General features: G+C 34.8%; 14 protein-coding genes. 9 read left to right on the forward strand and 5 right to left on the reverse strand.

From position 1 onward, the window contains the following. Nucleotides 1-8: 8 nt before the first annotated feature. The 5 genes from FND99_RS07310 (at nucleotide 9) to FND99_RS07330 (ending at nucleotide 11,004) form a co-directional block, all read left to right on the forward strand. Nucleotides 9-998: a c-type cytochrome gene (locus FND99_RS07310; RefSeq protein ID WP_144337317.1), complete on the forward strand. Its 990-nt coding sequence runs from the start codon at nucleotides 9-11 to the stop codon at nucleotides 996-998. Nucleotides 999-1,042: 44 nt separating this feature from the next. Continuing rightward, nucleotides 1,043-4,039 carry a glycoside hydrolase domain-containing protein gene (locus tag FND99_RS07315; RefSeq protein WP_246074190.1) on the forward strand — a complete coding sequence of 999 codons (2,997 nt, stop codon included), beginning with the start codon at nucleotides 1,043-1,045 and terminating at the stop codon, nucleotides 4,037-4,039. 278 nt (nucleotides 4,040-4,317) lie between these two features. Beyond that, nucleotides 4,318-7,413 carry a DUF5107 domain-containing protein gene (locus FND99_RS07320; RefSeq protein ID WP_144337318.1) on the forward strand — a complete coding sequence of 1,032 codons (3,096 nt, stop codon included), beginning with the start codon at nucleotides 4,318-4,320 and terminating at the stop codon, nucleotides 7,411-7,413. Between the two features lie 23 nt (nucleotides 7,414-7,436). Then, complete coding sequence (locus FND99_RS07325; protein ID WP_144337319.1) at nucleotides 7,437-9,620, forward strand: M1 family metallopeptidase; 2,184 nt, start codon at nucleotides 7,437-7,439, stop codon at nucleotides 9,618-9,620. 97 nt (nucleotides 9,621-9,717) lie between these two features. Continuing rightward, a complete protein-coding gene (locus tag FND99_RS07330) occupies nucleotides 9,718-11,004 on the forward strand; it encodes a DUF3472 domain-containing protein (protein WP_144337320.1) in 1,287 nt (428 codons plus the stop codon). Nucleotides 11,005-11,156: 152 nt separating this feature from the next. Here the strand turns inward: FND99_RS07330 and FND99_RS07335 are convergent, their stop codons facing one another. From FND99_RS07335 to guaA, 4 genes are all read right to left on the reverse strand, one after another. Next, nucleotides 11,157-11,558 carry an OsmC family protein gene (locus FND99_RS07335; RefSeq protein WP_144337321.1) on the reverse strand — a complete coding sequence of 134 codons (402 nt, stop codon included), beginning with the start codon at nucleotides 11,556-11,558 and terminating at the stop codon, nucleotides 11,157-11,159. After that, nucleotides 11,558-13,657, reverse strand: a complete 2,100-nt coding sequence (locus tag FND99_RS07340; RefSeq protein ID WP_144337322.1) for a LysM peptidoglycan-binding domain-containing protein — start codon at nucleotides 13,655-13,657, stop codon at nucleotides 11,558-11,560. Before FND99_RS07340 ends, FND99_RS07335 begins: the two co-directional genes overlap by 1 nt. A gap of 94 nt (nucleotides 13,658-13,751) precedes the next feature. Then, complete coding sequence (locus FND99_RS07345) at nucleotides 13,752-15,668, reverse strand: LysM peptidoglycan-binding domain-containing protein (protein ID WP_144337323.1); 1,917 nt, start codon at nucleotides 15,666-15,668, stop codon at nucleotides 13,752-13,754. Between the two features lie 62 nt (nucleotides 15,669-15,730). Then, a complete protein-coding gene (gene guaA, locus FND99_RS07350; protein ID WP_144337324.1) occupies nucleotides 15,731-17,260 on the reverse strand; it encodes a glutamine-hydrolyzing GMP synthase in 1,530 nt (509 codons plus the stop codon). A 258-nt stretch (nucleotides 17,261-17,518) separates the two neighbouring features. Between guaA and FND99_RS07355 the strand changes: the two genes are divergently transcribed. Next, the gene (locus FND99_RS07355) at nucleotides 17,519-18,046 is read left to right on the forward strand and encodes a hypothetical protein (RefSeq protein ID WP_144337325.1); all 528 of its coding nucleotides are present in this window, start codon (nucleotides 17,519-17,521) and stop codon (nucleotides 18,044-18,046) included. 99 nt (nucleotides 18,047-18,145) lie between these two features. On the opposite strand, the gene FND99_RS07360 is transcribed toward FND99_RS07355, so the two are convergent. Then, the gene (locus tag FND99_RS07360) at nucleotides 18,146-18,868 is read right to left on the reverse strand and encodes a hypothetical protein (protein ID WP_144337326.1); all 723 of its coding nucleotides are present in this window, start codon (nucleotides 18,866-18,868) and stop codon (nucleotides 18,146-18,148) included. Between the two features lie 303 nt (nucleotides 18,869-19,171). Between FND99_RS07360 and FND99_RS07365 the strand changes: the two genes are divergently transcribed. The 3 genes from FND99_RS07365 to FND99_RS07375 all read left to right on the forward strand — a co-directional run bounded on the left by FND99_RS07365 (nucleotide 19,172) and on the right by FND99_RS07375 (nucleotide 20,933). Then, nucleotides 19,172-20,092 (forward strand): DnaJ C-terminal domain-containing protein, encoded by a 921-nt coding sequence (locus tag FND99_RS07365; RefSeq protein ID WP_144337327.1) that lies wholly within the window; start codon nucleotides 19,172-19,174, stop codon nucleotides 20,090-20,092. Beyond that, complete coding sequence (locus FND99_RS07370; protein ID WP_144337328.1) at nucleotides 20,082-20,387, forward strand: chaperone modulator CbpM; 306 nt, start codon at nucleotides 20,082-20,084, stop codon at nucleotides 20,385-20,387. Before FND99_RS07365 ends, FND99_RS07370 begins: the two co-directional genes overlap by 11 nt. A 162-nt stretch (nucleotides 20,388-20,549) precedes the next feature. Beyond that, nucleotides 20,550-20,933 carry a RidA family protein gene (locus FND99_RS07375; protein ID WP_056204327.1) on the forward strand — a complete coding sequence of 128 codons (384 nt, stop codon included), beginning with the start codon at nucleotides 20,550-20,552 and terminating at the stop codon, nucleotides 20,931-20,933. Nucleotides 20,934-20,944: the final 11 nt, after the last annotated feature.

A 20,944-nucleotide genomic window follows, 5' to 3' on the forward strand; every position in this document is an offset into this window, starting at 1 on the left:
CAATTAACATGAAAAAAGTAATTCTTCTCGGTCTCTTTTCAGCGTTGCCAATTATTGTTTTCAATTCTTGCACGAAATCTAATTCTCAAACATTAGCTGCAAATTCTGCCGATGATGAGGCATACATTACCATTGATACTTCAAAAATTCCTAACGACCAATTTGGGGAGTCGGTTCGTTATGGAAGAGAATTAATGATGAAAACGGCATATTATATTGGTCCAGACGGAATCAAAGGAAAATATCTGGGCAATAAAATGAATTGTACAAACTGCCATCAAGATGCTGGAACAAAACCGTATGCCTTCAACTTAATGTCATCTCATGATAATTATCCGCAGTATAGAGGCCGAGAAAATAAAGTATTAACACTTGCAGAACGTGTAAACAACTGCATAATGCGTCCGCATTCAGGAAAACCGCTTCCGTGGGACAGCAAAGAAATGGTAGCTTTTTTATCTTATTTTAAATGGATCAGCAAATTTGTTCCAAAAGATGGTAATTTTAAAGGAGCAAAAAATTTAGAAATTGAGTTTCCAGATGTTGCTGCAAGTCCGGAAAGAGGAAAAGCATTATTTATCGAAAATTGTGCAAGATGCCATGGAAATAATGGCGAAGGACAATACAACGCTGATAAATCGGGTTACACTTATCCGCCGCTTTGGGGCGAATATGGATATCAGCCGGGTTCAAGCATGCACCGCGTTATCAAACAGGCGCAATGGCTAAAAAGCAATATGCCGTATGATAAAGTAACCTTGGGGAAACCGTATCTTACAGACAAAGAAGCTCTTGACATTGCAGCATTTGTAAATGATGATTCACAACATTCACGACCAAACCCAAAAACTTTTGATTATCCTGATAAAATGGGCAAACCGATAGATTACTCACACAGTCCTTTTCAAGATAATTTTACCGAAGAACAACACAAATACGGTCCTTACAAACCAATTATCGCATACTGGAAAAAGAATGGTTGGAAAGCTGTTTATTAATCTGAAAATCGTACTACACTATTATAATCTGAACAAAAAATAAAATGAAACTAAACCTTAACAAACAACTCCTAAATAAAATATTGATTGCGTGTCTTTTCGTTTTCAGTATTTCATTATCGGCACAAATAAAATATTCAGACGGAAACGACAGCTGGAATCCTAATCAATTTGGGAACCACCGCGCTGTAATTGCTTTTTCTGGTTCTGGAAATATTGCTAAAACAACGATCGAATGGCGAAGAAGAGATCAGAATCCTGAACTTAAAAAGATCATTGTTCAAGATGCATCCGGAAAGGAAATTCAGAACGTAAAAACGGAAAATATCAATAGAGAAAACGGAACTATTTTCTTTGAACCAATTTCAGGAAAAGGAACGTATTACGTTTATTATATGCCATATGTTGACGAAGGAACTGCAAATTATCCGAAAGGAATTTATCAGAAACCTGAGAACAAAGCTGATGCACAGTGGCTTTCTAAAATAAAAACGAATATAAAAGACAATGCTTCTGTAAGCGAAATTCAGAGCGTGAATGCGTTCAATAGTTTTTATCCGATGGAAGTAATTGCAACTGCTGCAGAAACTTCGGCATTAGTTGTAAAAAGCAAAGAAAATTCATTTATAGTGTTCCCAGAAGACAGAGAACATTCGATTAAAATGAAAACGGATTTGCCACAAAGATGGATTCAAAAAGGAATTCAAAACAGTTTTGCAGACACTGCAATGAAAGGAGAATATCTGGCTTTTCAATTGGGAGTTTATGCTCTTGAAGATCTAAAAAATTTAAAAGTTGCTTTTTCAAATTTAGTAGGTCCAACTGGAACGATCGACGCAAAAGATATTAACTGTATCAATACTGATGGAACGAGATACGACGGATCTGTTTTTACAAATACGGTTTCGGTTTCGAAAGGAAATATTCAAGCAATGTGGTGCGGTATTGACGTTCCGCAAACTGTAGCGGCCGGAATCTACAAAGGAAAAGCGACGGTTACAGCTGATGGAAAATCAAAAGAAATCGAACTTCAAATTACAGTTTCTAACGAAGTAACTAAAAATGGAGGAATCGACAGTCCTGAAAAAATGACACGTTTGAAATGGTTGAATTCTACTTTAGTTCAAGAAAATACTGTTATCGCGCCTTATACTCCGCTTGCTGTAAAAGATTCTGAAATTTCTTTATTAGGAAGAAAATTGGTTTTGGCTCAAAACGGATTTCCAGCACAAATTCAGACTTTCTTTACTCCAGAAATGACAACTACAAGTACAAAACCAAATGACATTTTAAGTTCGCCAATTGATTTTCATTTTGTTGACGTATCAGGAAAAGAAGTTCAATGGAAAAATAGCGGTATTAAATTCACTAAAAAAGAAGCGGGAACTGTTTCTTGGGAAAATACCTCGACTTCAAACTCGGTTCAAATGGATGTAAATGCTTCTATTGAATTTGATGGTTTTGTTCATTATACAGTTAAAGTTACAGCTCTTGAAGATTTTGCTTTCAATGATATTAATTTCCAAATGCCTTTTCAGCCTACATCTGCAAAATACATGATGGGATTAGGCCAAAAAGGAGGCGTTCGCCCTGCCACTTTTGACTGGAAATGGGACGTTGCACATAAAAATCAAGATGGTGCCTGGATTGGTGCTGTAAATTCTGGATTGCAGTTTTCTTTAAGAGATGAAAAATACAGCCGTCCTTTAAACACAAATTTCTATCTTCAAAAACCTTTATTATTGCCAACTTCTTGGGGTAATGATAATAAAGGAGGAATTACAATTGCACCAAACGAAAAATCTGTTCTAGTTAACGCTTACAGTGGCGCCAGATCAATGAAAAAAGGTGACGTATTATATTATAATTTCAACTTATTAATTACGCCTTTTCATACAATCAATACTAACTTTCAGTGGGATACTAAATTTTACCACAAATACAGTCCAATCGATTCAATTGCTAAAACTGGCGCAACTGTAATCAATATTCACCATGCTAATGCTATAAATCCGTATATCAATTATCCTTTCATCGAATTTAAAAAGATGAAATCTTACATTGATGAAGCGCATGAAAAAGGTTTAAAAGTAAAAATCTATAATACGGTTAGAGAGGTTTCAAACAAAGCTTACGAAACGTTTGCTCTTAGAAGTTTAGGCCACGAAATTTATTCTCCTGGAAAAGGCGGCGGATTCTCTTGGCTTCAAGAACACGTTGGTGATGATTATATCGCTGCTTGGTTTGTACCTGAAATTAAAGATGCTGCGATCGTAAACAGCGGTATGAACCGTTGGCATAATTATTATGTTGAAGGCATGAATTGGTTGACTCAAAACGTTGGTATTGACGGAATTTATTTGGATGATGTTGCTTTTGACAGAATCACAATGAAGCGTATTAAAAGAGTTTTGACTAAAGATGGTCATCCGGGAATTATCGATTTGCATAGTGCAAACCAATACAATAAAAGCGACGGATTTAATAATAGTGCCAATTTATATATGGAACATTTCCCGTATATCAATAAATTATGGTTTGGAGAATATTTTGATTATGAGAAAAACCCATCAGACTTTTTCTTGACTGAAGTAAGCGGAATTCCGTTTGGATTAATGGGAGAAATGCTTCAAGGTGGAGGAAATCCTTGGAGAGGAATGGTTTACGGAATGACAAACAGATTGCCTTGGAGCGATGGTGCAGATACAAGAAATATCTGGAAATTATGGGATTCTTTCGGAATTAAAGGTTCTGAAATGATTGGTTACTGGAGTGAAAATTGTCCGGTAAAAACAAACAACGAAAAAGTTTTAGCAACAGTTTACAAAAAGAACGGGACAGCTTTAATTTCAATCGCAAGCTGGGCAGACACTGATGTAAACGTAAAACTGAATATCGACTGGAAAAAATTAGGAATCAATCCTTCAAAAGCAACTATTACGGCTCCAGAAGTTGCGAATTTCCAACCAGCAAGAACATTTACAGCAAAAGACGAAATTCCGGTTTCAAAAGGAAAAGGCTGGTTGTTGATTGTTAAGTAATAATTTGATTCAAGAATCGAATATATATTTTTCGTGCCGTTAGGCACTAGATATTGGTAGAAACCAGGTTTAAAATACATTGGCGTGCCGTAGGTACGCAACAAGACAATAATTATTGCGTACCTACGGCACGCTAAACCTTTTCTAATTCATGTTTTCTACCAATATCCAGTGCCTAGCGGCACATTTAGCAGAAATTTCATCATTAATACATATTAAATCATTGAAATCTATTTAATCTGTGGCAAAAAAAAAACACAAATAACCAGCTCTCCATCATGAAATTTAGACCAATATTATCCCTTATACTCTTTGGAAGCCTTTTCATAAATGCACAAAATAAACCCACTGTAAAAGAGTTTAAAAAAGTATTCACGACCTACCCTTTTTCAGATCCTGACCCGATTCCGAAACCTGACACCAAGTTTTATCCTTATTTCCGTTTTGACGGTTTTACTGATAAGTCGGTGCAGAAAGAATGGAAAGTAATCGAAATTGAAAACGATTATATCAAGCTTATGATTTTGCCAGAAATTGGCGGAAAAGTGTGGTCGGCGGTTGAAAAATCAACAGGAAAAGATTTTGTTTACAACAATCATGTGATCAAATTTAGAGATATCGCCATGCGCGGACCGTGGACAAGCGGCGGTGTTGAAGGCAATTACGGAATTATTGGGCATACGCCAAATTGCGCCACTCCCGTTGATTATAAAATCATAACTAGAGAAGATGGAAGCATTAGCTGTGTTATTGGAGTTTTGGATTTATTGACCAGAACTTCTTGGAAATTAGACATCAATCTACCAAAAGACAAAGCTTATTTTACAACAAATTCGTTTTGGTCAAATACAACAGAATTCGAACAACCGTATTATACTTGGATGAATACCGGAATAAAAGCGGCCGGAAATCTTCAATTTATTTATCCGGGACAAACTTATATTGGGCATAACGGCGAATATAATTCTTGGCCACTTGATAAAGAAAACGGAAAAGACTTATCGTATTATAAAAACAATGATTTTGGAGGATACAAGTCGTATCATGTTTTTGGAAAATACAATGATTTCTTTGGCGGATATTGGCATGACGAAGATTTCGGAATGGCGAGATACGGCAATCGCGATGACAAACCAGGAAAAAAAATATGGATTTGGGGATTGTCGCAACAAGGCATGATTTGGGAAAAATTATTAACTGATACTGACGGACAATATACTGAGGTTCAAAGCGGAAGATTATTTAATCAGGCGAGTGAAGGCAGCAATTTAACGCCTTTCAAACAACGTTCGTTTGCGCCTTACCAAACCGATACTTGGACAGAATACTGGTTTCCTGTAAAACAGACAAAAGGTTTTGTAAAAGCCAATAATTATGGCGCCGTTAATATTAAAAATGAAAATGGCTGGTTGAAAATCTATCTTTCTCCGCTTCAAAAATTAAATGAAAAAATAGAAGTTTTTGAAGGCGAAAAGAAAATCTATTCAAAAGATATTGCTGTAAATACAATGCAGTTATTCAAGGATTCGATTCAAGTAAAAGCCGATTCTAATAAACTGAAATTTGTTCTTGGCCAAAATAAATTAGTTTGGAATAGCGCGCCAGAAGATGGAAATATCAATCGTCCGGTAGAAATCCCAAAAGATTTTGACCACAATTCGGTTTATGGATTGTATCTGCAGGGAAAAAATTATATCAGTTTTAAAGATTATGTTTTAGCTGAACAAAAACTGAATGCCTGTTTAGAAAAAGATTCAAACTTCGCTCCTGCTCTTTCGGCTTTAGCATCATTACAAATTAGAAAATTAGATTATAAAGAAGCTGTCGAAACTGCCAAAAAAGCGCTGTCAATTGATACTTATGATGCTTCTGCCAATTATTTTTATGCCTTGGCAAACCAGCATTTAGGAAACACAACCGACGCAAAAGATGGTTTTGATATTGCAGCTGCCAGCGTTGAATTCCGCAGTCCGGCTTACACTTCATTAAGCAAAATTTATTTGGCTGAAAACAATGTGCCAAAAGCGGTTGAATATGCCGAAAAAAGCTTAGTGTACAATCAGTACAACATAGAAGGTTTGCAGACATTGGCGGTTTTATATCGTCTTCAAAATAATTCGGATAAAGCAAATTCAGTTCTAAAAACAATTTCTTCACTTGATCCGTTAAATCATTTTGTTGATTTTGAAAAATACCTTTGGAACAATTCAAATGAAACAAAGCAAAATTTCACAGCTGCAATTCGAAATGAAATGCCAGAGCAAACTTTCCTTGAATTAGGAATTTGGTATTACAATTTAAGTCGTAAAGAAGATGCTTTGAAAGTATTTTCAATCGCTGAACCAAGTGCTGAAATCAATTATTGGAAAGCATTTTTAGAAAATAAACCAGTCGATTTAAGCAAAATCAAGCCATCAACAAGTTTTGCTTTCCGAAATGAAACAGCCGAAATTCTGAAAAAATTGATTCAGACCAACGATCAATATCAATTAAAATATCATTTGGGATTAATTGAGTGGAACCGAAATGCTACTTCTAAAGCGAAAGAATTATTCTCGCAATGTGGCACAAAACCAAATGATCCGGCGTTTTATGCAGCAAAAGCTTCATTATTTAAAGATGATACCGCAATTGTAAACGCAAGTTTGCAGCAGGCTTTAAAATTAGATCCGCAAGGCTGGAGATATCATAAATTATTGATTGAATATTATATCGTTCAAAAACAATTTGACAAAGCGCTTTCAACAGCAGAATCGTTTTACAAAGCACACAAAGACAATTATTTAATTGGAATGCTCTATGCTAAAACTTTATTATTAAATAAAAAATACGCTGAAGCAGATGCCTTTTTAACCAAATTGCAAATTCTTCCTTTTGAAGGCGCAACGGCCGGAAGATTATTGTATCACGAAGCTAAATTGATGCAGGCTTTAGCAGAAATCAAAAACAAGCAATATAAAAAAGCATTACAATTTATTGCCGATGCCAAACTGTTTCCAGAAAATTTAGGTGTTGGAAAACCTTATGATGAAAACATCGATGAACGACTAGAAAATTGGCTGGATTATCAATGCTATATTGGTCTTGGCAATAAAGATATGGCGTCAAAATCATTGCAGAAAATAGTTGCTTTTAGTCCAAAAGTTGATAATACGGTAATGAACTTTTTGCCAGCAAATGATCTCGTTTCGGCTTGGGCAATCGAAAAAACTTCTTCTTCGCAAGAAGCGGAAAAATGGTTGCAAAATCAGGCAACTTTATATCCTGCAAACAAAATTGTTCAGTGGACTTTACTTGTTTACACTAAAAAACCATCGAATATTCTAAGTGAAGATGAAAAAGACGGCGAAGTCAGAATAATCGAAAAATTGTAAAAGAACTTTTTAAAATACTAAAAATGAAAAAGCATTTTTTAAAATATACTTTTTTAGGACTTATTTTTATCGCAAGTCCCAAAATTGAAGCACAAAACAAACAGGAAAAGCCCGATGAATTAAGTGTTTATAGAGCTACGCCGCTAAAAACACATGATCTGATTCATACCAAACTTGAAGTTTCTTTTGATTATGGAAAGCGCTATTTGTACGGAAAAGAATGGATTACATTAAAACCTCATTTCTACGATGTGGATTCACTTAAGTTGGATGCAAAAGGAATGGATTTTAAAGAAATTTCCATTATTGACGGCAAAAAAAGCATTCCGCTAAAATACAAGTACGATAAAGAAGAACTTTCGATTGCATTGAACCGAAAATACAAAAGAACTGAAAAGTACATTATTTTCATTGACTACACCGCAAAACCAGAAGAGCTGAAAAGCAAAAACGGCGAATCGATCACGGATTCTAAAGGACTTTATTTTATAAATCCCGACGGAAAAGGAGACAAACCAACTCAAATTTGGACGCAGGGTGAAACAGAAGCTTCATCGTGCTGGTTTCCAACAATTGACAAGCCAAACCAGAAAACAACTTCTGAAATTGCAATGACAGTTCAGTCAAAATATGTGACGCTTTCAAACGGAAAATTAACGTCGCAAAAAGTAAATAAAGACGGAACAAGAACGGATATCTGGAAAATGGAACAGCCAAATGCTCCGTATTTATTTATGATGGCCGTTGGAGATTTCAAAATCTACAAAGATTCGTATAACGGAAAAGAAGTAAGCTATTATTTAGAGCCAAAATATGCGCCGTACGCCAAACAGATTTTTTATAAAACGCCAGATATGATGAATTTTTATGGCAAAATGCTGGGTGTGGAATATCCGTGGGCTAAATATTCACAAATTGTTGTAAAAGATTATTTTGGCGGCGCGATGGAAAACACTTCTGCAACCGTACATGGCGAATATGTTCAAAAAACAGAGCGCGAATTACTTGATGACAATCAGGAAAGTACTGTTGCTCATGAGCTTTTTCATCAATGGTTTGGCGATTTGGTAACTGCTGAATCTTGGTCAAACTTAACAATGAATGAATCTTTTGCCACTTTTGGTGAAGTTCTTTGGCACGGTCATGATGCTGGACAAGATGCAGAAGACAGATCACGTTATGAGAAACTGATGAATTATCTTCGTTCTCAAAAAAATGGCAACAGCCCTATCTTAGCGCGTTTTCATTACAAAAATGCAGACGATATGTTTGATAATATCAGCTATTCAAAAGGTTCTATCATTTTATATGCGATGAAAAACCAACTGGGCGACGAAGCATTTTTTAAAGGATTAAATCATTATTTGACAACAAATGCTTATAAATCTGGTGAACCGCATCAACTGCGTTTATCAATGGAAGAAGTGACTGGAAAAGACTTGCTGCCGTATTTTGATCAATGGTATTATCATGCTGGAAGTCCGATTCTAGATGTGACTTACAAATATGCAAACGGGAAAACCACCATTACAATAAATCAATCTCAAGACAGTGAAGTTCAGACCTTTACATTGCCTTTAAAAGTTGATTTTTACGTAAACGGAACTAAACTAAGAAAAGAAATCCTAATTAATAAAAGAGAACAAAGTTTCAGTTTTGATCTTCCTTCAAAACCTGAATTTATAGATTTAGATCCCGATAAAATCCTAGTTGGCGAAGTTAATGTAGATAAAAAAACTGCTGCCGATTACCTTTTTCAATACAAAAATGCGCCATCGTATTACAATAGAATCGAAGCTATAAAATTTGCCTCAAAAGACAGAAGTCAAGAGTCACAACTTATTTTACTGGAAGGTCTAAAAGATCAGCAAGAAGATTTGAGAGTGATGAGCATTAAGGCAATTGATGTAAATGACACTCAAACAAAAGAGCAGGTTTTAAAATCTCTTCTGGATATCGCTAAAAACGATAAAAAGACAATTGCAAGAGCAATAGCTATTGTAAAATTAGCTTCTACAAATGATGCTTCTTATAAAAGTTTGATGGAAGAAAGCATTAAAGAACAATCATACAACGTGATTGCTGCAGGATTAACAGGATTAACAAAATATGCACCAGCCGAAGCAGATAAAGCATTGGCTTCATTAGATGACGACACTAAAAAACATGTAACCTTATTAATGAAAAGATTTAATAGTCAAAAATAATTAGCAAGATCCATTTGAATTGTTTTGTTTTTGAAAACCTCTCTAATCTGGTTCATTAGAGAGGTTGCTTTTAAAAAATAACCGAAATCACTGCAAAATGAAAAATTTATTTTACCTGTTTTTTGTTCTCTGTTTAAGCAGCCCTTCTCACGCACAAGATGCTAAAACTGTGGTTTCAATTCCTCTTGCGGGAAATGCTTTCAGCTCTAAACACGTTGACAAAAGCAATACCATAACTGAAAACGGCATCGAAAACTGGAACGATCCTAAAGAGTTTTTTACTGTTTATTTTAAAATTTCAAAACCAGGAACTTTTAAAGTTTTAGTGGAAGAATCTGTCGAAGTTTTTGGAAAATCAGAAGTCGAATTCTCTATTGGAAATGAAGCTAAAAAAGTAACTTTTGAAACCTCAAAAAAAACTGTTTTAGTTGGAAATTGGAAAATCAATCACGAAGGTTATGTTGCTATAAAAATTAAAGGAATCAGTAAAAAAGGTAATCAATTTCCATCTATTAACCGATTAACAATATCAAGTTCCGATTTTGATGGAAAAATTTCTTTTGTTCCAAATAATGAAGGCAATTTTTATCATTGGGGACGACGCGGGCCGTCTGTACACCTAAATTATCAAGTTCCTGAAAATATCAACGCCGAATGGTATTATAATGAAGTCACAGTTCCGGAAAACGAAGACAAAATTGGTTCTTATTTTATGGCAAATGGTTTTGGCGAAGGCTATTTTGGTATTCAAGTAAACTCAGCTTCAGAAAGAAGAGTATTATTTTCAGTTTGGAGTCCATTCAATACCGATGATCCAAAAAGTATTCCAGAATCTCAAAAAATTAAAATGCTCAAAAAAGGGGAAAATGTTCATACAGGCGAATTTGGAAGCGAAGGTTCTGGCGGACAGAGTTATTTGAAATACAATTGGAAGGCTGGAACAACTTATAAATTTTTATTGAGAGGAACACCTCAAAACAATAATTCAACTATTTATACAGCTTATTTTTATGCTCCAGAATTAAAAAAATGGCTTTTGATTGCTAGCTTCAATCGCCCTCAAACAAATACTTATTTAAAGAGATTTCATTCGTTTTTAGAGAATTTTATTCCAGAACAGGGTAATCTGTCGCGTCGTGTTTTATTTAATAATCAATGGGTTTGCGATGAAAAGGGGGTTTGGACAGAAATTAATTCAGCACGATTTACAACAGATAACACTGGAGCTAAAGGTTACAGAATGGATTTTGCGAGCGGACTCGAAAAAGATTCTTTTTACTTAAAAGATGGTGGCTTTTTCGACAATTTCACCGAACCAAAAACGGTTTTCACAAGGCCTTTAAATAACAAAAAACCGGAAATAGAATTTAATGCTTTGCCTTAAGACATAAATAGTGTCATGTATTTTATTAAATAATATTTCTGCTGGCATTGAAAAACAGAAGAAAAATAATTTTTTATTGGTTAGTTAAAGTGAGAAAGGGCATCCTATTATTTTGGATGCCCTTTCTTTATTTTATCGGTAAGAATTACTGATTAACCCCAGTTAAAAGTAATTTTCTTTTCAATTTCACTGCTTAAACTCAAGAATACTGGGCAAGTCATTGCTGCACGTTCTAAAATTGTTCTGCTTTTTTCATCGGCATTGCTTTTCATGTCAAAAACAATTTCAATTGCTCCAATTCGTCTTGGCTCTGCGTTCATGATTTTTGTTACTTCGGCTGTAGAACCAACAAAATCAACTTGTAAATCACGAGCTTTTATTCCCATAATAGTCATCATACAACTTGCTAGAGCATTAGCAACTGTATCTGTTGGAGAAAAAGCCTCGCCTTTTCCGTTATTATCTAATGGTGCATCTGAGATAATTTCGCTTCCAGATTGCACGTGAATTGAACTTGTTCTTAAATCGCCTAAATAGGTTACTTTTGATGTCATTAATTTGCTGCTTTTAAAGTTAAATCGGTGTCGTAATATAAAATGTAAACACCTTTGTTTGCGTGTCCGCCATCTTCTTTTTTGTAATATTGAAATTTATTATCCACTTGTTCTGTGGTCATTAAATCTGCCGTTTCTTGATATGTTTTCCCTTGAACCAAGCGCATCATGGTATCAAAAGTAACATCAAATCCTTTCGTTGCATACGTACTCGGATTTACCTTGTTTTTTAATCTATATGCTTTTTTGAAAATCAAAGCACCTGCTTCGTCGCTTTCACGCGTTATTGACGGATACATCAACTTCAGTTTAATTAAATTATCAAAACTGATTTCGTCTGTGTCTAAAGTGCTGTTTGGTTCTAAAATAACTAATTGCACTTGACACGTTTTCTGAGAATCAAGCAATGCTTTTATCGTATTTTTTACCATTGCCGTATTTCCGGTTTCCATCACCACATAATTCATTCTATTTGGCAAAAGCAGACTTTTTAAATTGGCAACATCTAATCCGCCAGTTTCTGTCAAAGCAGCAAAAACTACTCCTTTTTGATTTTGTTTAATATAATTAATCACCGATTCTTTTTTCTTATCGACAACCGCGACAATATTTCCATTTTTTGCTCGCATGTAATCAAAAACAGCATTACGAATTACATCATTTGACGGAATCGCTTGATACAAATTATCAATTGGGTTTGCCGCATCTTTTGATAATGGCGAAATTACCGGTACACTATCTGCACGAAGCATGTTTGCTGTCGCTTCGGCATTGTTTTGATAAAATGGTCCAATTATTGCACTTGCATTCTGTAATTTATTCTGAGCAATCAAACTTGAAATATTTGATGACGTTTTGGTTTCCTGTGAATCATAAATAGCAACATCAATTGGCAGTTTTAAAGTTTTAGCCGAATCAATTGCCATCATCGCTCCCGAATAAAAATCAAGTGTCATGTTCAAAAATTTATCGTTTTTAATCTTCGTTGCCATACTTGTCGTATCGCTTTGAAGTTTTGCCAAATTAAAAGGCAACAACAAAACTACTTTTTGACGATCTGTTTGACCTCTTTTTTTAGTCAATTCCACCACTTCAGGATCCGCCGAAACGGTTTCCGATTTTACTTTATCTACAATTTTAATTCCGCTTGGCGTATCAGCAGCTTTTTCAATTGGTTTCTCAACTGTTTTTTCAACCAACTGTGGCTGTGCTTGCTGAATAATTGGCTGTGGTGCTAAATATCCTGTCGGAACTTTTAAAACCATTCCTTCTTTTACGCCTTCAGAAAGCGCCGGATTTAATGCCGTCAACTCTTCTTGGCTCAAATGAAATGTTCTTCCCAAGCTGTAAAAAGTTTCCTTTGGTTTTACTTGATATTCCATATAAGAAACTACTTTTTTAGAAGTTTCAGCTTTTTTAGTTTCTTGAGGTTTCACCGTATTTGCAATTGGCGCAGCGTCAGTTTTTGGTGCAGTTCCTTTTATTGTCAATCTATAACCAATTGGCAAATTCTGAACAATTTCAGGATTACGTTTTTCTAATTCTGCAACAGAAATACCATATTTATTTGCGATGCCAAATTTCGTTTCTTTAGGCAAAACATCATGATAAACATACTTTTCTTGTGCTGTACTTTTCACCGTTTTTGCACTTGCAGATGCAGTTTTTGGTGCAGCGCCTTTTGCAGGAATTACCAATTTTTGTCCAGTCTGAACGCCGTCTTTTTCTAAAAATGGATTGGCAGCTTTCAGCGCTTCATCCGAAATTCCATATTTATTCTCAATACTCCAAAAAGTCTCTTTTGGCTGTACTTCATGAACAATTTCTTTCGAATTACTTTGCGTTTTCGCCACAGTTGCTTCTGATTTTGCTACTGCTTTTCCTCCACTTGCAGGAATCAACAATACTGTATTTGGTTTTACTCCATTTCTAGCATCTGGATTCAGCGCATAAATATCATAAGGCGTAACTTTAAATTTTACCGCAATCTGGTTTATCGTTTCGCCGCCTGTAACTGTATATTTCACGACTTTTTCTTGCGAAAAAGCAGAGCAGGTTACCAAAAAAACGAGAGACAATAATGTTGAATAATACTTCATAATATGCTTAAAACAATTTAATTTTTAATTCAAAACAAGTTACTAAATTCTTGCTAGAGCAAGATTCGGGCCATTGTTAATTTCGGCCTAAAAATTATCTAAGATCAATTTCAGCTTTAACAATGACAACCTCTTTATATAACTCATCATCTTCCTTTTTCTTGCATTTATATAAAACTTCTTCCATGTTTTCGAACTTATCTGAGTACACATAATACGAAAGACTGTTTATATTGAAAAAGAAACTTGCGTTAAAATCACCAGAATCAATAAGTTTCATAATGAAGTTATCGCGCAATGTTGCGTCTGTAAATATACCTAAAACTAAGTAATACCCATTTGAAACTTCTTTAAGATTATCAAAAACTTCAACCTTTACTGTTTTATCCGTTCTTAGCGGATTTTCTTTTAATTCTTGCTTCATTTCTTCTAATGAAAGCGTTTTTGTGTTTTCATTTGAAGTTGCTTTTTTCTGATTTTTAATCGCCTCATCCTGATACTTTTTCAGCTTTACCAAAGCCAGTTTATCATCAAATTTTCTGGCTTCCATGCTATAATAAGAGGCTTTGCTGATGTGGCGTTTTATCTCAATTTTCTTTTGAACGTCGAGCGAATCAATTTTTGCAATTAACAATTGATTTTGTGCATCGCCTTGCTCCTGCTCAATTTTATAACGTTTTATTTCTTCTAACGAAAGTCGCTGCTGAATGGAATTAACGTTATTATTTTTTTCGCTTTCGCGGATTTTCTTCTTGTATTCCTGATTTTCTTCAACGGCAATTTTCTCCACTTTATTCATCAAACCAGCGTATGCTTTTCGGTTTTCGGCCAATTCTTTTTTCAGTTGAGAAGATAATTCGCTCGTTTTTCCGATACTTTCATAGGATTGTTTTTCCAATCGTTTTGATTCATCAACATTCAAAATATCCATGCGTTTCAGTTCCACTAAATCATTGTTCATTGTATTGACTAATGAATCTAATTTAGCCATTAAAATATCTTGAACATTTTTGTTTGCTTCTAAAACCAATCGTAGTTTTTCAACTGAATTTTCTTTAGAACCATTCATGTCATTCAGATTCACTTTGAGATCATTAATTTTTATAATCTTCTGATTCATCTCTTTCTGAATAACCAATCGATCTTTTAAATCTTCAATCTCAACTGTTTTGGCCTTAGTTTTTTCAACTACAACTTGTTTTTCGGCAAGAACCAGCATCAATTCTTCGCTTTCATTTGTTGGTTTGATTTCTTTGGTATTGATAGCCAATTTATTTCCAACAATTAATCCGTTTACAATTTCAGGATTTTGAGATTCCAGCTGATCAATTGAAATTCCGTATTTTTTAGAAATCGAAAATTTAGTTTCTTTAGGTTCAACTACATGAAAAATTGTTTCCTGATTAATCACGCGAACTCTTCCGTCAACGGTTTTCCTTTTATTCGGAATTGCAATGGTCTGTCCAATCTGCAATCCGTTTTGCAATAAATCCTTATTTTGATTTTCTAAATCCTGAACGGAGACATTATATTGTCTTGCAATACTGAACAACGATTCTTTAGCAACAACAAGATGCGTTGCCTTTGCAGAGTTTGTAATTTCTGTTTTGGGAAGATTTGAATTCGTTTGCGGAATAATTAATTCCTGACCAACTTGAAGTCCGCCGGCAAGAATTTCTTTATTAGCTTCCTGAAGAGCTTCTTGAGAAACTTGGTATTTTTTTGACAAACCGTAAAGCGTTTCCTTTTCGCCTACAATATGCGTAATTTTTTGATCTGATTTTGGTTTTTCTGAAGAATGAACTGGAATCTTTATAATTTGATTGTCTTTGATTCCGTTTTGTGATTCGGGGTTGAATTTGTAGATTTCATCAACCGAAACCTTATATTTTTGGGCTATAAAATAAGCGGTTTCTCCCTTTTGAATTTTGTGCTCGATAAATGAATCTTGTGCAGTTATTCTGTTAAAAGACAAAATAAAGACAAGAAAAAACGTTAAAAATTCTCTCATAAATAGTAGGTTTTAAAAAATTAAGGCATTACAAATGTAACGCCTTAATTTGAAAAATCTTACTATTCCCACTCAATTGTTGCAGGTGGTTTTGAACTTATATCGTAAACAACGCGATTCACGCCTTTTACCTTGTTTATAATGTCGTTTGATACTTTCATCAAGAAATCGTAAGGCAAATGAACCCAGTCAGCAGTCATACCGTCTGTAGATTCAACGGCTCTAAGCGCTACTACTTTTTCGTATGTACGCTCGTCGCCCATTACACCTACGCTGTTTACAGGAAGCAAAATTGCTCCAGCCTGCCAAACTTTATCGTACAATCCCCAAGATTTTAATCCTTCGATGAAAACAGAATCTACATCTTGTAAAATTTGTACTTTCTCTGGAGTAATATCTCCTAAAATCCTGATTGATAATCCAGGTCCTGGGAAAGGGTGTCTTCCTAATAATTCAGGATCAATTCCTAAAGTAGCACCAACTCTACGAACTTCGTCTTTAAACAACATTCTAAGTGGTTCTACAATTTTTAATTTCATATAATCTGGCAATCCACCAACATTATGGTGCGATTTGATTGTAGCCGATGGTCCTTTTACCGAAACCGATTCGATTACGTCAGGATAAATAGTTCCTTGAGCCAACCATTTTACGTCTTCGATCAAGTGTGATTCATCATCAAAAACTTCGATAAATACACGCCCGATTGTTTTACGTTTGGTTTCAGGATCGCTGATTCCTGCTAATTCACCAAGGAAACGGTCTCCAGCATCAACTCCTTTAACGTTCAATCCCATTCCTTTGTATTGATCTAATACATTTTGGAATTCGTTTTTACGCAAAAGTCCGTTGTTAACGAAAATACAGTATAAATTTTGTCCGATTGCTTTGTTTAATAAAACCGCCGCTACTGTTGAATCAACTCCTCCAGATAAACCAAGAACTACTTTGTCGTTTCCTATTTTCTGTTTTAACTCTTCAACAATCTCTTCAACGAAAGCATTTGGAGTAAAGTTTTGAGGAACTTCAGCAATTTTAACTAAGAAGTTTTCCAACATTTTCTTCCCATCTGTTGAATGATAAACCTCTGGATGGTACTGAATTGCGTAAGTTGTTTCGCCTTCAATTTTGTAAGCAGCAAATTCTACATCATGCGTGCTTGCTAATTTTACAGCATTTGTTGGAAGCGCTTTGATACTATCGCTATGGCTCATCCAAACTTGGCTGTTTTCTGAAACTCCTTCAAAAAAAGTTTCTCCTTCTTTAATATATGACAAGTTTGCTCTTCCGTATTCTCTTGTGTTTGAAGCTGCTACTTCTCCACCGCTGAAATGAGCTAAATATTGCGCTCCATAGCAAACAGCTAATAAAGGCATTTTACCTCTAATTTGCGATAAATCAGGATGCGGTGCATCTTCTCCTCTAACAGAGAAAGGGCTTCCTCCTAAAATTACGGCTTTATAACTTGATAAATCACTCGGAATGTGATTGTAAGGGAAAATTTCGCAGAATATATTTAATTCGCGAACTCTACGCGCAATAAGCTGTGTATATTGCGATCCGAAATCTAAAATAAGTACGTTGTGTTGCATGCGCAAAAATACTTTTTATATTCCAAAATGAAAAATCGAAGATGTGAAAAAAAAATATTTTTTTTTTCACATCTTCGATTTTAGGTGCAAAGGTTCAAAGTGGCAAAGGTTCTAAGGTTTTTTCTTCTTTGTCCCTTTGTCCCTTTGTCCCTTTGTCCCTTTGTCCCTTTGCCCCTTTGCAACTCTGAACCTAAAAAAAAGAAAAATCCAAACTTTAAAATATTTCGTATCTAACGAAAAACCCAATTTAAATTAACTATGAAATCAAAATTTATTGCCCTGACGCTTGTGCTGTCAATATTTTTAACTTCTTGTGATGCTGTTGATGACTTGTTGACTTTCAGTATTTCTAATGAAACTTCGATAAAAATCAAGAGCACTTCGCCAATAAATCTGCCTTCGGAAATAATCACTCCAGAAGTAACAACAAATTCATCTGCTGAATTTGAAAACAATAAAACTAAAGCCAGTTTGGTAAAAGATGTCAAATTAAGATCACTTCAATTATCGATTTCAGATCCTTCTGACAAGACTTTTACTTTTCTAAAATCGGTTCATTTGTATATTTCAACCGCAAATTCTGATGAAATTGAATTGGCGTATCAAGATAATATCATGTCAGCAAGCAACACTATTGATTTGATTTGTACCGATAAAAAACTGGATCAATACATAAAAGCAGACAGCTACAAAATAAGAACCCAAGTAACTTTGAAAGAAACTTTAACAAAAGATGTTACTGTTAAAGCAAATATGAAGTTTAAGGTGACTGCGGATCCATTCTAAAAGGAACAAAGTGACAAAGCGACAAAGGTTCAAAGGTTAACGAAGTGAAAAACTTTGTCCCTTTGAACCTTTGTCGCTTTGCTCCTAGCGCTAGCTACGTTATTCTTTCGTCACAACTATCGACGCTTTAAATCCGGCGGCTAAATTATCCCAATAGTCATTTGTAACTAATTGTCCTTTATCGTCAAACACTTGAATTTCGGCAGTATTTCCTCCAAGAGTTCCTATGTTCAAAGCTTCAAAATCTAGTTTATTGAATCCGTCAGCAAGATCTATTCTTATGTCTTTGAAATTAGCATTCAAAAATATCTGGTCCTGAATTACTCTATCATTATTTGAAACTTTTACTAGGTCGCCGTCGATTGCTCCAAAATCACGAAGCTTTACCGTAAAATATTTTGATTTTGTTCTGAAATCACCTAACGAAATATTGTGTTTTACCAATGTTCCTCTGCCTTCGCGAAGTCCGGCGTCTTTTAAAGCTTTATCAACATCTTTCTCCATTTTCGCCACATAACGATCGCCAGGATTTGCAAAATCGGTTTCAGTTGACATTGTAAATTTGCTTTTTTCTTCGCCTACCTGAAATTTAGATTTTGTGGTTAATTTGTTATTATCGTAAACATTTGGAGTTTTGATACTCGGAATTTCAGAAGTTGGAGCGGCAGGATCATTAAGATCCGGCATCGCTGGATCAGGCATTTTTTTTGGCTTTGCACCAAACTTTGGAGCTGGAATGCTCTTGAATTTAGTACTAAACTCGGTTTGGGCTGATACTGTTGCAGCGGTAAAAAATAATATGAAAAATAAAATATGCTTCATTGAAAAAGTTTTATCGATCTCGCCTTTTAATTTTATAAAATATATAGTATAGCTAAGCAAAAATAATATAATTTACTTACGCACTTTAACTTTAAGGATTTTATAACAATAATTTGGGCTAATTTTTAGAATCAAAAAACTTGCCAATATTCCTTTAAAAAATTTTCAATAGACAAAATCCAAATTCCAAGTGGCTACAGAAAATACAATTCATTTTCCTTCAAAAAGAGCTTCATATTTTGATAGTTAACAACTTATTCTTAAATTCAAGGTTTTAATTCACGTTTATAAAAAATCAAAAAGATGGATTATATCGATTACTATAAAACTTTAGACGTAACAAAAGCTGCAACTGAGGCCGAAATAAAAAAAGCCTACAGGAAATTAGCTCGAAAATACCACCCCGATCTGAATCCGAATGATAAAGAAGCGGAGAAAAAATTCAAGGAAATAAACGAAGCCAACGAGGTTTTGAGCAATCCGGAAAATCGTAAAAAATACGACAAATACGGAAAAGACTGGAAGCATGCTGATGAATTTGAAAAAGCTCGTTATGACCCAAATCAGCAACAACAGCAATATTCAAGACAGCAAAGCGGACAAGATTTTTCTGGTTTTGGAGGTGATTTTTCAGGAAGTGATTTCTCAGAATTCTTCAATTCGATGTATGGTTCTGGCCGAAGTTCCAGAAGCCAGTCAAAATATAGAGGTCAGGATTTCAATGCCGAATTACAATTGGATTTAGCATCGGCATACACGACGCACAAACAAAGTTTGACCGTAAACGGCAAGAATATCCGAATTACAATTCCGGCCGGAGTCGAAAATGGACAGGTCATAAAAATTCCGGGGCACGGTGGCGCTGGTGTCAATGGTGGTCCAAATGGAGATTTGTACATTACGTTTTCGATTTCAAATAATTCCGATTTTAAAAGAGAAGGAAATAACTTGTATTCAAATGTTGATTTGGATTTGTACACTGCAATTTTGGGTGGCGAAATCAGCATCAAGACTTTCGACGGAAAAGTAAAAATCAAAGTTCCAGCCGAAACACAAACAGGAACTAAAGTCAAATTAAAAGGAAAAGGTTTTCCTGTTTATAAAAAAGAGAATCAATTTGGCGATTTGTACGTGACGTACAATTTGAAAATTCCGACCAAATTATCCGAAAAAGAAAAAGAATTATTTGCCGAATTATCTAAACTAAGAAATCATGAGCAGTAAAAATTTAATCCAAATAAAACAATTTTGTCTGTATCACGAAATTGAAAATACGTTTATAAAAGAACTAAATAATTACGGTTTAGTCGAAATTATTTTTGAAGAAAATGACGAATTTCTCGAGCCGGAACAATTGCCAGCGATCGAGAAAATGATGCGAATGCATTATGACCTTAATATCAATTTAGAAGGAATTGATGCGATTTATCATTTGCTTAATAAGATTGAAGCATTGCAGCATCATTTGACAACAACACAAAACAAACTCCGAATTTACGAAGAACAGGAAAATCGCTAAAAGAAAAACTGATTTCAAAATATCACAAAAAAGACCAATTTTAACAGGGATTTCAAGCTAAAACAATTCCATTTGACGCTCGTATTTCATAAATTGCTGCGCATTAATTAACCTGAATTTGTTTTTTAAAACTGTCAAAAACAATTCAAAAAAACTCATAAAATGAAAAGAGAAAACATCTTAACAGGATCACCGTGGGAAGACAAAATGGGATACTGCCGTGCTGTAAGAATTGGCAACATCATTGAAGTTTCTGGGACTGTAGCAATCGTTGACGGCGACAAAGTAAAAGCTGACGATGCTTATGCTCAGACTTATAACATAATCGAACGCGTTGAAAAAGTTTTGGAGGACTTGAATGTGGGAATTAAAGACGTGATCAGAACTAGAATTTTTACAACAGATGTTTCTACTTTTGAAGAAGTTGCGAGAGCACACTCAGCTTTCTTTAAAGATGTAAAACCTACAACAGGATTTTATGGAATCAGTAAATTAGTCGCTCCAGAATATTTGGTTGAAATCGAATTTACTGCTGTAGTACAATAAATGTTTTTCCG

It is taken from the genome of Flavobacterium daemonense, assembly GCF_007341385.1.
Classification (GTDB): Bacteria; Bacteroidota; Bacteroidia; order Flavobacteriales; family Flavobacteriaceae; genus Flavobacterium; species Flavobacterium daemonense.

What these genes read in the sequence shown, in the direction of transcription:
- guaA (WP_144337324.1), bottom strand. Translation starts at nt 17,260, where the DNA reads ATGCAACACAACGTACTTATTTTAGATTTCGGATCGCAATATACACAG.
- FND99_RS07325 (WP_144337319.1), top strand. Translation starts at nt 7,437, where the DNA reads ATGAAAAAGCATTTTTTAAAATATACTTTTTTAGGACTTATTTTTATC.
- FND99_RS07320 (WP_144337318.1), top strand. Translation starts at nt 4,318, where the DNA reads ATGAAATTTAGACCAATATTATCCCTTATACTCTTTGGAAGCCTTTTC.
- FND99_RS07345 (WP_144337323.1), bottom strand. Translation starts at nt 15,668, where the DNA reads ATGAGAGAATTTTTAACGTTTTTTCTTGTCTTTATTTTGTCTTTTAAC.
- FND99_RS07360 (WP_144337326.1), bottom strand. Translation starts at nt 18,868, where the DNA reads ATGAAGCATATTTTATTTTTCATATTATTTTTTACCGCTGCAACAGTA.
- FND99_RS07370 (WP_144337328.1), top strand. Translation starts at nt 20,082, where the DNA reads ATGAGCAGTAAAAATTTAATCCAAATAAAACAATTTTGTCTGTATCAC.
- FND99_RS07375 (WP_056204327.1), top strand. Translation starts at nt 20,550, where the DNA reads ATGAAAAGAGAAAACATCTTAACAGGATCACCGTGGGAAGACAAAATG.
- FND99_RS07340 (WP_144337322.1), bottom strand. Translation starts at nt 13,657, where the DNA reads ATGAAGTATTATTCAACATTATTGTCTCTCGTTTTTTTGGTAACCTGC.
- FND99_RS07315 (WP_246074190.1), top strand. Translation starts at nt 1,043, where the DNA reads ATGAAACTAAACCTTAACAAACAACTCCTAAATAAAATATTGATTGCG.
- FND99_RS07330 (WP_144337320.1), top strand. Translation starts at nt 9,718, where the DNA reads ATGAAAAATTTATTTTACCTGTTTTTTGTTCTCTGTTTAAGCAGCCCT.
- FND99_RS07335 (WP_144337321.1), bottom strand. Translation starts at nt 11,558, where the DNA reads ATGACATCAAAAGTAACCTATTTAGGCGATTTAAGAACAAGTTCAATT.
- FND99_RS07355 (WP_144337325.1), top strand. Translation starts at nt 17,519, where the DNA reads ATGAAATCAAAATTTATTGCCCTGACGCTTGTGCTGTCAATATTTTTA.
- FND99_RS07365 (WP_144337327.1), top strand. Translation starts at nt 19,172, where the DNA reads ATGGATTATATCGATTACTATAAAACTTTAGACGTAACAAAAGCTGCA.
- FND99_RS07310 (WP_144337317.1), top strand. Translation starts at nt 9, where the DNA reads ATGAAAAAAGTAATTCTTCTCGGTCTCTTTTCAGCGTTGCCAATTATT.